This is a genomic window from Sphingobacterium sp. SGR-19, from assembly GCF_011043555.1.
GTDB lineage: Bacteria > Bacteroidota > Bacteroidia > Sphingobacteriales > Sphingobacteriaceae > Sphingobacterium.
Genome location: NZ_JAAKGS010000016.1, coordinates 1 through 13,598 on the forward strand (window position 1 = coordinate 1; position 13,598 = coordinate 13,598).

Here is a 13,598-nt window from a genome sequence, read left to right on the forward strand (position 1 = left end):
TACTTTTCTTCCTCCTCTACTTCATCGTCAAAAAGAATACGTACAGAAGGCGTGTAGGTATCCTCATGCTGTCCGGTTTTATTCGCCCAAAAGAATGCCCCTAGAAATATTAAAGCGATGAAAACACTGCAGCCGATTAAAAAGAATATAATGCTCATTTTTATAATATTGAATAGTGCGTATTAGACAGCTTCTATATTCAGTTCCCTAAAGATACAAATCTTATATTTCTTTAGTCGCTTGACTCACTTTGGACAACAATCTCCTTCGTCTAGCGAACCAACGCGTCGTCATACTGGTAAATGAAATAATAGTTACCGTACTGATTGGCATTAAAATCGCCGCAAACAATGGAGACATCGTACCCTGTACGGCGAAGCTCAGTCCTATCACGTTATACGTCAACGATATGGCAAAACTCATGTGTATAACTTTAACCGCATCTTTGGCAAAAGCAAAAAATGACGGCAATTTCGCAAAAGAATCTCCATCCAAAATAGCGTCACAGCCTGGTGAAAAATTATTGATATCATCAGACACCGCTATCCCGAGGTCTGCTATCCTTAACGCTCCTGCATCGTTAAGGCCATCACCGAGCATACATACTTGTTTTCCCCGCTCTTGCCAAAAATCTATTTTGTGCAGTTTATCCGATGGACTCTGGTTAAATAACAAGCGTGCATCGGTAGGAAAAATGAGCTTCAAGGCATCCGAACGTCTTTCGTTATCTCCGGAAATCAAGTGTAGATCATATCCCTCTTTGTTCAAAGCACCTACCACCTCCGACAATCCCTGTCGCCACGATTGTTCCAGCGTAAAATACCCTTTCATCACATCATTTATCATGACATACACCACCGAACCATCTTGATACTTATTTTTGATACCTAGAAAAGATGCAGAACCTATCTTTACCTCGGTTGTATCAAATAAAGCCTCCATACCTTTACCTGTTATTTCTTTAAAGACGTCCGCTGTCTGAATAACCGTATGGCCAATCCATTTGACAATCTCTCTACTTAAAGGATGATTAGAATTTCGGCATACCGAAGAAACCAAAGAGCGCCCATCTTCATCCAATTCGCCTTCAAATAACATCAATGAAGATTTCGGAGAAGAAATTGTTCCTGTTTTATCAAACACCACGCAATCTATCGCCGATAATTGCTCAATAGCAGCTGTATTTTTTATATAGAACTTATTCCGATCAAAAATACTTAGTGCAGCAGAAAGCGTAAAAGGCGAACTTAGAGCTAGTGCACATGGACAAGCAATAATCAACACCGCTGTAAATGCACCCCATGCTTTTGACGAGTCGCCACCAATGAGCCAAAAAACACAAGCGGCAACAGCTATACTTATCAATGCAACGGTAAAATATTTACTTATAAAATCAATAAAGGTATCAAACTTTTTCTCTTGTGTTTTGAAGCTCTCGTTGTTCCACAATTTCGTCAGGTAGCTTTGTGATACAGGTTTGATAACCTCTAACTCAATCACCTCCCCAATTTGTCTACCTCCTGCATAAATAATCTCTCCCAAAGTTTTATCAACGGCTTTCGATTCGCCTGTTACAAAACTAAAATCAACCGAGGCATTTCCCTTTAATAAAATAGCATCTGCCGGAACGATTTCGTTATTACGCACCAAGATGCGTTGACCTACTTTCAAATCAGCGATCTGTATAGGTTTTTCACTTTCCTCTTCAATTACAGTTACCGCAACCGGAAAATAAGAACGATAATCCCGCTCAAACGAGATATGGTAGTATGTCCGTTGTTGCACCCATTTACCAACCAGAATAAAAAAAACTAAGCTGCATAAGGTGTCCATAAAGCCAGGGCCTGTTTGCGTGAGGATTTCAAATGCTGAACGAAAAAACAAAACGAAAATCCCCAATGCCAAAGGCACATCCAAATTCAGCCGCTTCTGTTTCAAGCTTAACCACGCCGATTTGAAATAATCCGAGGCACTATAAAGTAGAACCGGAATACCAAATGCCAAGTTCATATAACCGAAGAAACTAGCATATTGTTGCTCAAATGCAGCCATCCCAAAGTATTCCGGGAAACTAATCATCATGGAATTTCCAAAACAAAATCCTGCTACGGTTATTTTAGCTATCAACCCCCGTTGATTAAGTTTCTTCCCTTCTTTTACGACGTCTTGAAGAGTAATTTTAGGTTCGTAACCAATCTGCACCAGTAATTCCACTAATTCGCGTAAGGAAATCTCCTGATGCTTAAATGTGATATTCGCTTGCTTCTTCATAAAATCAACCTGCGAACTTTTAATACCAACATGCAATTTATAGAGATGCTCCAAAAGCCAAATACAGGAACTACAATGGATGACCGGAATATAGAACGTAATCATGGTTACATCCTCATCTTTATAATCAACGAGCTTGGCAACAATATTAGGTTCATCGAGATAACTCAAATCTGCCTTAGGCCCTTTTTGAGATTTCCCAGGATGTTGATTGTAGCGATAATAATGATGTAGATTACTTTCGTTCAATACCTGATATACAGTTTGACATCCCAAGCAACAAAAGTTTCGGTTATCCAACACATACGGTATGCTGTCTACTTTATCTCCGCAGTGGAAGCATGTTTTTTTCTTAACAATTTGTTCTGATTCCGGCATTTTTAGTGTTTCGTGACTCGTAATATATTATGTGCGATTGCTCTTAAATCGCTTGGCTAAATAGCTGTTCTTGTTCTTTAGATAGCTGCAATCGCTGATCAAATGCCATACATATGTTCCTCAAAAAAGATTTCCCGATTCGGGTCGCTTTGATATAACTATTTCCGTATTCCACGAGGCCATCTCCTGCTAAAGGACGTAATCGGTCAATGATAACCTCATTAAGTGAAAAGTCTGCTTCCAACTTTACTTTCCCCTTGCACATCATATCGAGAATATAACGGCGCAATACTTTATCTTCCTCATGCAATAAGTGTCCTTTTAATAGGGGTACCCCCCCTTCATCCAACAGTTTATAGTAGTCTTCCACGTTCTTTACGTTTTGTGCGAAACTACTCCAGGCATCACTAATAGATGATACGCCTAATCCTATTAAAACGGGGGTGTAACGATCCGCATAACCCATAAAATTACGATGCAAATTTCCAGATAAAGCGGCTTTGAAAAGCTCGTCTTTGGGTTTTGCAAAATGATCCATACCTACGTCTCTATAACCTTGCTCCTCCATCATTTGTTTGCCTAATATATAGAGTGCGAGCTTCTCTTCTCCTACAGGCAAATCATGGTCGGTAAAACGTCGTTGTCCAGGCTTTATCCAAGGCACATGTGCGTAGCTATAAAAAGAAATACGATCAGGCGACATACGTAAGGATTTTTCTATCGTATCACGTACAGTCGTTTGTGTCTGTAGTGGCAAACCATATATCAGATCAAAGTTGATTGATGTATATCCTATTTCACGCGCCTCGTCCATAACACGTTGTACGTCCTCCACGGTCTGGTGTCGATTGATAAGATATTGTACATGCGGATCAAAGTCCTGAATGCCTAAGCTTAATCTTCGGAAACCAAGATGATATAATGTATATAGGTGTTCTTTCGTCGTGTTTGCCGGATGGGCTTCAAAAGAAAAAGACGCCCCTTCCTTTACGATTGCTCCGTTTAACAGCTCCACAATTAAGCGTTGCAGGTTTACCGGTTCAAAGAAGGTAGGCGTCCCTCCTCCCAAATGTATTTCACTGATAACAATTTCTTCGTCAATAGCAGCTTTATACATTTCCCATTCCCGAAGTATATAATTAATGTAGGTAGTTTCTACACCATGGTTTTTGGTAATCCGGGTATTACACCCACAATAGGTACATAAACTTTCGCAAAACGGGAGATGGACGTATAGGCTTATCCCATCATCCTTTGAAACCGTATAGGTTGTCTTTAAATGATTTAACCATTCTTCCGGATTAAATAGATCGGATTCCCAAAAAGGTACGGTGGGATAACTCGTATAACGTGGCGCAGCTACATTATATTTGGCGATCAAGCTCTTATTTGGTTGCTTCATTTTTTAATTGGCTTTGCATCTGCAACATGACATTCTCTCACGCAACAACAAGCTTGACCCACACATTTTCCACTGCCCCACAAGTTTAGGTTTCGGATGGTCTGTTCGGCAATACTTTTTGGAGTACGGTCCACATGCGGTGTATTCGCTATTTGAATTCCCAAATCATGCGCGCGGTGCAAATCAATGTGATCTGTTGTTATGGAACGAGTAACGATTTTCTGTATGCCTGCGCACTGTAATTTTTCCAACAAGTCCCTCCCCAAACGATCATCTTCAGAAACGATAACCACTTCCTTTCCATAAGCATAATGTATTGTACTAAAATTTAACGGATTGGAAATCAAGGTCAAATCATGAACTTTACCGTTCGCGATCGCCAACGATTCCTTCTCATAATCCTTAATATTATATGCGACAGCTTTCATGAGGTCTAATTTCTGTAATGTAAACAATACAAAAATAATGAGACCTCTTGAAGATTCGGATGCACAGCATCAAGTTAGAAAATGATTTTGGTCACATGATTACCTAACTGCTTTCAGTTTAGCGACGGACGGTATAATAATAGCATTACCCGTTTTTGTGATTAGCTTTTCATCTTTGAAATCTGCCAACATGCGGCTAATGGTTTCGTTTGCTGTACCTGCCAGGGCAGCAAGGTCATCCCTGGAAATACGAATCGTAATTTCGTCATCCTTACTAGATAGTGCGGATTTTTCCGCGACATTCACCAATGCGTTTGCTACGCGTTTACGCACTGTGTCGTAGGCGAAACCCAACATTTGTTCCTCTTTTTCCCTAATATTCCCAGAAAGCAACGTGATAAACTTCTTGGCAATACCTGATTTGTTATACAGCAATTCGAAAAAATGTTCTTTCGGGATCAATGCGATTTCGCAGTCTTCCAGAGCTTCCGCATTATCACTATATTGTTCATTAAGCAAGAGCGCCTCATAACCAAAAAAGCTATCGTCTATATGAATACCTGTTGAGAGCTCACGTCCATCTTGGTACAATAAAAAACTGCGTATTTTGCCTTTAACCAAATAATAGATAAAAATTGGCGTATCTCCTGCTTCATAAATACGTTGTTTCTTCTTTAAAGCTTTCACACGTGCCTCTTTTACCAAACTCTGTAAAAGATAATTTTGCTCTTCCTCACTCAACTGTAAATTCGCTCTTTTCGTCGACTCGGAAATTAGCTGGCGAACGACCCGCTTTTCTCGTTTGCGAAAGCGGCTTTCTATCGCATTGAGTAGCTCGATATCGTCAAATGGCTTTGTCAAGTAATCATCAGCTCCCATTTCCATAGCCTTGCGAATGTCCGTTCTTTCTGACTTGGCCGTTAGAAAAATAAATGGAATATCGCCAGTCGTTTCGTTTTTGCTCAACATATATAATACCCCGTAGCCGTCGAGTTCGGGCATCATAATATCACATAGAATAAGATCGGGGCGATGCTTAAAAGCCATATCCACCCCCTCCTTACCGTCAACGGCAGTCAATACCTTATACTCGCCTGTCAACGATAGTATTTCTGCCGTCCCTTCCCGGATCTCGAAATTATCTTCAATTATCAATATCGTTTTAGACATTTTCGAATGTACTTACTGTTGAAAACTCATTTTGAACATTGCTCCTTTGTTTATAGCAGAATGGTATTCCAAGCTTCCCTCCATTAGTTCGACATAACGCTTAACAATATTAAGACCTAAGCCTGTTCCGGGTATATTGCCGATGTTATGAGCCCTAAAAAACGGTTCGAATAGATTTTTCTGATCTTCTATCGGAATCCCGATACCATTATCGTTAATACAGATAATACAAATGTCATCTTTTATTTCGGTAGAAAACTCGATGAAAGTATTTTCTCCGGAATATTTTATAGCATTTGAAATCAAATTGATAACGCTACTTTTAATCAAATGTGCATCTAAATAAAACATGCCCATTGCGCCTGTATGCTGATAGACAATATGCTGGTTCTTTTTGCAGATCATTTGCATTTCCTCCGTTATTTCTTCAGCAAGCTGTACTAAATTAATATCTGTTTTGTTTACTACTACTCTGCCCGCTTCCAATTTTTCTAAGGAGAGAAAATCATTTAGAATATTATTTAGTAATTGAACAGCTCCTCGGATACGGTTGGTATGCTTCATTATATTCGGCAGATCAGGTCTCTGGGCATATTTTTCAATCAATGATGCCGACAATTGCACAGAACTCAACGGCGTACGAAACTCATGTGATGCCATAGACACGAATCGAGATTTCAATTGGTTGAGCTCTTTTTCTTTCTCTAAAGAAAGACTTACATCTGATTTTGCTTTCTCCAACTCAGAAACCAACTTAATCAAATCTTTTGTCCGCTCTCGCACTTTTTCTTCCAATTCGTCAGCATGTTTCCTTAGTTCATCTTCGGCGGCGCGTTCTTTGGTTAGGTCATGGATAAAACCAGTAAAGATATTTTTGTCTTTGTAATGCACTTCACTGACCGCCAATCGAAATGGAAAGGTGGTACCATCTTTCTTCAATCCTCGAACTTCTCGACCAATTCCAATTATTTTTTTGACACCCGTTTTCTGATAACGCTCAATGTAATCGTCGTGCCGACTGTGATCGGGTTCGGGCATTAACATCGAAATATTATTCCCAATCACTTCTTCCGGACTATATCCGAAAAGCGTAGATGCCGCTGGGTTAATAGATTCTACAATACCACGATTATCAATGGTGATGATCCCATCAATAGCATTTTCAATAATGGCCTCGAGAAGTTTGGCAGAATCTATCATCTCTATTTCACCAACTTTTTATATCTGATACGTTTTGGTCCTGTATCGCCCAAACGTTTCTTACGATTCTCTTCATATTCAGTATAGTTTCCTTCGAAGAAATAAACCTGGGAATCCCCTTCAAATGCTAAAATATGCGTACAGATACGATCTAAAAACCAACGGTCATGAGAAATAATAACGGCACAACCACCAAAATTCTCCAATCCTTCCTCTAGAGCCCGCAGGGTATTTACATCAATATCGTTGGTCGGCTCATCGAGTAGCAATACATTGGATGATTTTTTTAACGTAATGGCCAGATGGACGCGATTCCGCTCTCCTCCAGACAATACGCCTACCTTCTTCTGTTGGTCAGCTCCATTAAAATTAAACTTTGACACATATGCCCGCGAGTTTATTGATCTATTCCCCAGCATAATATTATCATTACCTTCGGTAATATTTTCCCATACCGTTTTATTCGGATCAAGGTCATCATGGTTTTGATCTACATAACCTAATACCACCGTTTCCCCTACCTTAAAAGTTCCCGTGTCAGGTTGCTCCTGTCCGGTAATCAACCGAAACAAGGTTGTTTTACCAGCACCGTTCGGTCCAATAATACCAACGATACCGGCTGGCGGCAAAGAAAAACTAAGGTTTTCAAATAACAATCTATCACCATACGCTTTTGAGATATTATTAGCTTCGATAACCGTATTTCCCAATCGCGGACCAGGTGGGATAAACAGTTCCAGCTTTTCTTCCCGGTCTTTCGTTTCCTCCGATGCAAGTTTTTCATAATTGTGCAAACGGGCCTTGGATTTCGCGTGTCTCGCTTTCGGTGCCATGCGCACCCATTCCAATTCCCGCTCGAGCGTTTTTTGGCGTTTAGTTTCTTGTTTCTCTTCTTGTGCCAGGCGTTTTGCTTTTTGGTCTAACCAAGAAGAATAATTTCCTTTCCAAGGAATTCCTTCCCCTCTATCCAACTCCAGAATCCATCCAGCAACATTATCTAAGAAATATCGGTCGTGGGTAACGGCGATAACCGTGCCCTTATATTGTTGTAAGTGCTGTTCCAACCAATCTATGGATTCCGCATCCAAGTGATTGGTAGGCTCATCCAGGAGTAAAACATCCGGTTCTTGAAGCAACAACCGACAAAGTGCCACCCTTCTACGCTCTCCACCCGACAAATTGGCAATTTTTGCATCCGGCTCCGGACAACGTAAAGCATCCATTGCGCGCTCCAATTTCGTATCCAATTCCCAAGCGTTCGTCGCGTCGATCTTATCTTGCAGTTCGCCTTGCCGAGTGAGTAATTTGTCCATTTCATCTGGATTTTCATATACTTCAGGCAAGCCAAACTTCTCGTTTATTTCTTCATATTCTTTTAAGATCGCTGTCGTCTCGGCCACTCCCTCTTCCACAATTTCTTTTACGGTTTTTTCATCGTCCAGCTGGGGTTCCTGCGCCAGATAACCCACGGTATAACCTGGCGAGAAAACTACTTCCCCCTGATAAGATTTATCTATCCCAGCAATAATTTTCAACAAGGAAGATTTACCCGATCCATTTAAACCGATCACACCAATTTTCGCTCCGTAGAAAAAAGATAAATAGATGTTTTTAAGAACTTGTTTTTGCGGCGGGTATATCTTGTTTACACCGGCCATTGAAAAAATAATTTTCTCGTCAGACATAAGATTTGTATTCCTATTTTGTACAAATATAGTCATTTTTAGTTCGGGAAGACTGCCATTTTGATAGTTTCGGGGCTGTGGCGTAATTATTGATAAATCTGCTAGAACATAGCATAGGATTTATAATTTATTTTTATACATTTATATCATCCTATCATTAAAATAAGGAAAGGTAAATAATGGAAGCAAAATTTTCACCACGCGTAAAAGATGTCATTTCTTACAGTCGAGAAGAAGCGCTACGACTTCGCCATGATTATATTGGCACAGAACATCTTTTGCTCGGCTTGATTCGTGAAGGCGATGGAGTGGCGATAAAGATTTTGAAAAATATTGGAGTCGATATAGGATCAATCCGTCAATCTACCGAAGACGCCGTAAAAGGGTCGTCCATGTCCCGGGCACCTATCGGAAATATGCCATTGACTAAACAGGCTGAGAAAGTACTAAAAATAACATATTTGGAGGCTAAGATTTTCAAAAGTGATGTAATTGGTACAGAACACTTATTGTTGGCGATTTTACGGGACGAGGAGAATATCGCGTCTCAAGTTTTACAGCAATACAGCATTACGTACGATTTGTTTAAAAGCGAAGTTGAGCAAAATAAAACAACTATTACAGACGAAGCATCAAGTTCGTCTACAGGAGATGATGATTTTGCGGACGACGATCAACAATTTACAGCACCGAAGAAAGTTTCGGACATTAAGTCAAAAACTCCAGTACTGGACAATTTCGGACGGGATTTAACCAAAGCCGCAGAAGAAGGCCGATTAGACCCTATCGTAGGACGTGAGAAAGAAATTGAACGTGTTTCACAGATTCTTTCCCGCCGTAAGAAAAACAACCCGATTTTAATTGGGGAACCTGGGGTTGGTAAATCGGCTATCGCCGAAGGTTTAGCTTTACGTATTGTTCAACGCAAGGTGTCTCGGGTATTATTCAACAAACGGGTTGTCACGCTTGATTTAGCCTCGTTAGTGGCTGGAACGAAATATCGTGGTCAGTTTGAAGAGCGTATGAAAGCCGTAATGAACGAATTGGAAAAATCACCTGATGTGATTTTATTTATCGATGAGATCCATACTATTGTAGGAGCAGGCGGTGCTTCAGGTTCGTTGGATGCTTCGAATATGTTCAAGCCTGCTTTGGCTCGAGGTGAAATCCAATGTATCGGTGCTACCACATTAGATGAATACCGTCAGTATATCGAAAAAGATGGTGCATTGGATCGTCGTTTTCAGAAAGTCGTTGTCGAGCCCGCTTCGCATGACGAAACGATAGAGATTTTGAATCGTATCAAAGATAAATACGAAGAGCATCACAACGTTACGTATACACCGGATGCAGTGGAAGCTTGTGTATCACTGACCACACGGTATATCACAGATCGTTTCTTACCTGACAAGGCTATTGACGCTTTGGATGAAGCTGGGTCACGAGTACACTTGAACAATATCCATGTTCCTCAATCTATCTTAGATATCGAAGAGAAAATCGAAGAGGTTAAAGTAGAAAAGAACAAAGTGGTACGCAGCCAAAAATATGAGGAAGCAGCGAAGCTCCGGGATACGGAGAAGAAACTACTCGACCAGCTCGAAAAGGAAAAAGCTGCTTGGGAAGCGGAAACGAAATCTAAACGCTATACCGTATCGGAAGATAATGTAGCGGAAGTAGTATCGATGATGACAGGTATTCCGGTGCAACGCGTAAGCCAAACGGATAGCCAAAAACTATTGAACATGGCGGAAGCGGTCAAAGGCCGTATTATCGGACAAGATGACGCCGTACAGAAATTGGTAAAAGCTATACAACGGACGCGTGCCGGGCTGAAAGATCCGAAGAAACCCATCGGTTCATTCATCTTCTTAGGACCTACCGGAGTAGGTAAAACCGAATTAGCGAAAGAGTTAGCTCGTTTTATGTTTGACTCGGAAGATGCCTTGATTCAAATTGATATGAGTGAATATATGGAAAAATTCGCGGTATCACGTTTGGTTGGAGCGCCTCCAGGATATGTAGGCTATGAAGAAGGTGGTCAGCTGACCGAAAAAGTGCGTCGCAAACCGTATGCGGTAGTTTTACTCGATGAAATCGAGAAAGCACACCCAGATGTATTCAACCTATTGCTACAGGTATTGGACGAGGGTCAATTGACAGATAGTTTGGGCAGAAAGGTAGATTTTCGCAATACGATTATCATCATGACTTCTAATATAGGTGCACGTCAACTGAAAGAGTTCGGACAGGGCGTCGGATTTACAACATCTGCGAAAGCCAATCAAGCGGATTCGCATTCCAGAGGAGTTATTGAAACTGCCCTAAAACGTGCTTTCGCACCGGAGTTTTTGAACCGTATCGATGATGTTATCGTCTTCAATTCGTTGACTAAGGAACATATCTTTAAGATTATCGATATCGAGTTGAAATCATTGTTCCACCGAATCGAAGGGTTGGGTTACCATATAACACTCACGGATAAAGCAAAAGATTTTATCGCGGAGAAAGGATATGACAGTAATTTTGGTGCACGCCCATTAAAACGGGCAATCCAAAAATATCTGGAAGACCCGATTGCTGAAGAGATATTGAAAGGCGACGTTAAAACTGGCTCTAAGTTGAATATTGACTACGATGACAGTAAAATGGAAATCATCGTTAATAGTGTCAATCCGAAAAAAACATCTGGTAATTCCATTGAATCGGATGTTTCAGAGCCCAATGACAAAGAAAAAGAATAAGGTATTCAATCAAAACAAAAAAAGCGCTATGTCCTCCAACATAGCGCTTTTTATTTGGCTTATTTTTTGCTTTGTTTAAACTATTAACGTTTTTTAACGTCTTATTGAATATGAACAAAGTTTGATAACCCTTAATACGATACACATGAAAAAAATTCTATTAGCCTTGTTAATCGGTACAGCTGCCCTGGCGGTGACGAGTAGTTGTACAAAAGAATACATAACAAACTATTTGCCGGGGATCTCTTACTCGCCAACAGTTCAATCGAGTAGTTGGGAAGAAATAAGTGTGGGACTTTATCAAGCAGATTTAGAGTTTCCCGAATTAGACGAAACCTATTACCAGAGCGGCACAGTACAGGTCGCTATTCGCCTTCCCGGTTCAGATTCTTATGACATTATTCCTGCGACGATTAACGGAGTACACTATTCCGTTAATTATACTGTTGGATGGGTGACTCTTTTTGCTGAGGACAGAAATGATGACTACGAAGCTCCTCCAACAATGTCGGTAAAGATTACCTTAACAGACGCTGACGCTGGAGGCAATTAATATCTCGTTATTAGCACTTTAATATAAAACACGGCCATGTCTTTGTACATGGCTGTTTTTTTTATTAGACGTTGAAATAATTTCAGCGTTCTTTTTGCTACGTAACATAGATTCAGATGCAATTTGCTTTGTTATATCGCATCCTCTTGGAGATGATGTTATCCATCTGGACGACTAATTTATGTTGCTTTTCCCTTATCGCTACACATTTTTGCGATAGCGATCCACTTCGAGCCATCTATCGTGTTCTTTCATTATAAACGCAGATAAAATATTCCCCGTCGCACTATTTTATTTCGTGCGCGTTATGCAATACGCCGTTTCACACGCACTATAATACAAGATGATGATGAAGCTAATTCAGCCAATGCGTCCCACGCTAAATGAAAAACTAAAAAATATCAATCATATTATCAACGGTTTAAGTTTCTAATCAAAAAAACACATTGACAAATATAAAATAAACTTTATCTTTGTGCCACAGAAAAAAAGGTGATACCTTTTCGGGGTGTAGCGTAGCCCGGTATCGCGCCACATTTGGGATGTGGAGGTCGTAGGTTCGAATCCTGCCACCCCGACAAAAGCCACTGATAATCAGTGGCTTTTTCTTTTTTCGGACACATTTCGGACAAATTATATCTGAATATTGATTATTCAATAACCTAAGCAAAGTTAAGTTAAGCTAGAAGAATAACCCTTCTTAAAGAATGATTGGAGCATAATGCTTGTTTCTATAGAGCGTGAAAAGTTCATCTTATTCTTATAAAAAATCAAGAGGGCTAGGAGTCTTTTGCTTGTCTATGTCAGTGATATGGGTGTAGATCATAGTCGTTTTTATATTTTCATGACCCAATAACTCTTTTACAATTCGGATATCGATACCTGATTGGATTAAATGTGTGGCATAAGAATGTCGCAATGTATGTACAGAGCCTTCCGACTGAACATTTGCTTTGATCAATGCTTTTTTCAGAATCAACTGTACACTTCGTTCGCTATACTTGCCACCCTTCTCACCTTCGAAGAGGTACTCCTTTGGCTTGAATGCTTGATAATAATGTCTCAAAGTCGCCAGCAATTTGTCTGGTAATGATACAATCCGATCTTTATTACCTTTGCTTTGATGGATTCTGATAATTCCATCGGAAGATTTTATGTCTTTGATTTTGAGATTCAACAGTTCGCTAAGACGTAGTCCACAACTATAGATTGTCATCAGAATAGCCTTGTGTTTTAGATTTTGAGTGTTATCGAGAATATTTCTTACTTCTTCTTTTGAAAAGAATTTAGGTAATTTAGAAAATGAGCGTTTCGGGTATAAGTAATCCAGTTGGATTTTTTTGTCCAATATCAGTTCGTACATCTTCTTGATTGCGCCCACTAATCCTTTTTGATAGGAAACACTAATTTTCCCATTTTGAACTTTTTCGTTTATAAACGCCTCAATATCTGACAGTGGAATTTCTTCAAGGGAGGGATATTTGCTAACATGTTTAAGAAATATACTAGCGTAATCCTTGTACGATCTAATGGTATTGCCAGCATATCTCTGCATCAGCAATCTCTTTTCGAAGGTTTCAAGTATGATTTCGCTATTCATATCAGGGAAATAGTATTTTATAATATTTTGTTTCGCTATTTGTGCGGTTTTATTTTTTAAATACAAATATATCAATATCTTATGTAGAAAGAAAAGTCAAATAACGAAACACGTATATAGGGTTGGTTAAGCGAAATTTTCCGTATATTCGTTTCGTTAAAACAGAT

The 13,598-nt window shown here is 39.8% G+C and carries 10 protein-coding genes and 1 tRNA gene; 3 read left to right on the top strand and 8 right to left on the bottom strand.

From position 1 onward, the window contains the following. From ccoS to ettA, 7 genes are all read right to left on the bottom strand, one after another. Positions 1 to 158 (bottom strand): cbb3-type cytochrome oxidase assembly protein CcoS (ccoS, locus tag G5B43_RS19005; RefSeq protein WP_148919530.1); only part of this gene is annotated, 158 nt, incomplete at its 3' end. 64 nt (positions 159 to 222) lie between these two features. Beyond that, positions 223 to 2,649 (bottom strand): heavy metal translocating P-type ATPase, encoded by a 2,427-nt coding sequence (locus tag G5B43_RS19010; RefSeq protein ID WP_165296387.1) that lies wholly within the window; start codon positions 2,647 to 2,649, stop codon positions 223 to 225. A 43-nt stretch (positions 2,650 to 2,692) separates the two neighbouring features. Continuing rightward, positions 2,693 to 4,051, bottom strand: a complete 1,359-nt coding sequence (gene hemN / locus G5B43_RS19015; RefSeq protein ID WP_165296388.1) for an oxygen-independent coproporphyrinogen III oxidase — start codon at positions 4,049 to 4,051, stop codon at positions 2,693 to 2,695. Next, on the bottom strand, positions 4,048 to 4,479 hold the full coding sequence (locus tag G5B43_RS19020) for a lactate dehydrogenase (RefSeq protein WP_165296389.1): 432 nt from the start codon (positions 4,477 to 4,479) through the stop codon (positions 4,048 to 4,050). The genes hemN and G5B43_RS19020 overlap by 4 nt, the downstream gene beginning before the upstream one ends. A 99-nt stretch (positions 4,480 to 4,578) precedes the next feature. Then, positions 4,579 to 5,649 carry a response regulator gene (locus G5B43_RS19025; RefSeq protein ID WP_165296390.1) on the bottom strand — a complete coding sequence of 357 codons (1,071 nt, stop codon included), beginning with the start codon at positions 5,647 to 5,649 and terminating at the stop codon, positions 4,579 to 4,581. A 12-nt stretch (positions 5,650 to 5,661) separates the two neighbouring features. Further along, a complete protein-coding gene (locus G5B43_RS19030) occupies positions 5,662 to 6,846 on the bottom strand; it encodes a PAS domain S-box protein (protein ID WP_165296394.1) in 1,185 nt (394 codons plus the stop codon). A gap of 5 nt (positions 6,847 to 6,851) precedes the next feature. After that, positions 6,852 to 8,534, bottom strand: a complete 1,683-nt coding sequence (gene ettA, locus G5B43_RS19035) for an energy-dependent translational throttle protein EttA (protein WP_165296391.1) — start codon at positions 8,532 to 8,534, stop codon at positions 6,852 to 6,854. A 179-nt stretch (positions 8,535 to 8,713) separates the two neighbouring features. Here ettA and G5B43_RS19040 point away from each other — a divergent pair, with 179 nt between their 5' ends. The 3 genes from G5B43_RS19040 to G5B43_RS19050 all read left to right on the top strand — a co-directional run bounded on the left by G5B43_RS19040 (position 8,714) and on the right by G5B43_RS19050 (position 12,409). Further along, the gene (locus tag G5B43_RS19040) at positions 8,714 to 11,278 is read left to right on the top strand and encodes an ATP-dependent Clp protease ATP-binding subunit (RefSeq protein ID WP_165296392.1); all 2,565 of its coding nucleotides are present in this window, start codon (positions 8,714 to 8,716) and stop codon (positions 11,276 to 11,278) included. A gap of 121 nt (positions 11,279 to 11,399) precedes the next feature. Then, on the top strand, positions 11,400 to 11,831 hold the full coding sequence (locus G5B43_RS19045; RefSeq protein ID WP_165296393.1) for a hypothetical protein: 432 nt from the start codon (positions 11,400 to 11,402) through the stop codon (positions 11,829 to 11,831). 504 nt (positions 11,832 to 12,335) lie between these two features. Continuing rightward, positions 12,336 to 12,409, top strand: a tRNA-Pro gene (locus tag G5B43_RS19050). A 182-nt stretch (positions 12,410 to 12,591) separates the two neighbouring features. Here G5B43_RS19050 and G5B43_RS19055 read toward each other — a convergent pair. Beyond that, positions 12,592 to 13,431 (bottom strand): tyrosine-type recombinase/integrase, encoded by an 840-nt coding sequence (locus G5B43_RS19055; RefSeq protein ID WP_026357444.1) that lies wholly within the window; start codon positions 13,429 to 13,431, stop codon positions 12,592 to 12,594. Positions 13,432 to 13,598: the final 167 nt, after the last annotated feature.

Bases quoted from the DNA above. Each gene is read 5' to 3' on its own strand.
- ettA (WP_165296391.1), bottom strand. From the start codon at position 8,534: ATGTCTGACGAGAAAATTATTTTTTCAATGGCCGGTGTAAACAAGATA.
- G5B43_RS19040 (WP_165296392.1), top strand. From the start codon at position 8,714: ATGGAAGCAAAATTTTCACCACGCGTAAAAGATGTCATTTCTTACAGT.
- G5B43_RS19020 (WP_165296389.1), bottom strand. From the start codon at position 4,479: ATGAAAGCTGTCGCATATAATATTAAGGATTATGAGAAGGAATCGTTG.
- G5B43_RS19025 (WP_165296390.1), bottom strand. From the start codon at position 5,649: ATGTCTAAAACGATATTGATAATTGAAGATAATTTCGAGATCCGGGAA.
- G5B43_RS19055 (WP_026357444.1), bottom strand. From the start codon at position 13,431: ATGAATAGCGAAATCATACTTGAAACCTTCGAAAAGAGATTGCTGATG.
- hemN (WP_165296388.1), bottom strand. From the start codon at position 4,051: ATGAAGCAACCAAATAAGAGCTTGATCGCCAAATATAATGTAGCTGCG.
- G5B43_RS19010 (WP_165296387.1), bottom strand. From the start codon at position 2,649: ATGCCGGAATCAGAACAAATTGTTAAGAAAAAAACATGCTTCCACTGC.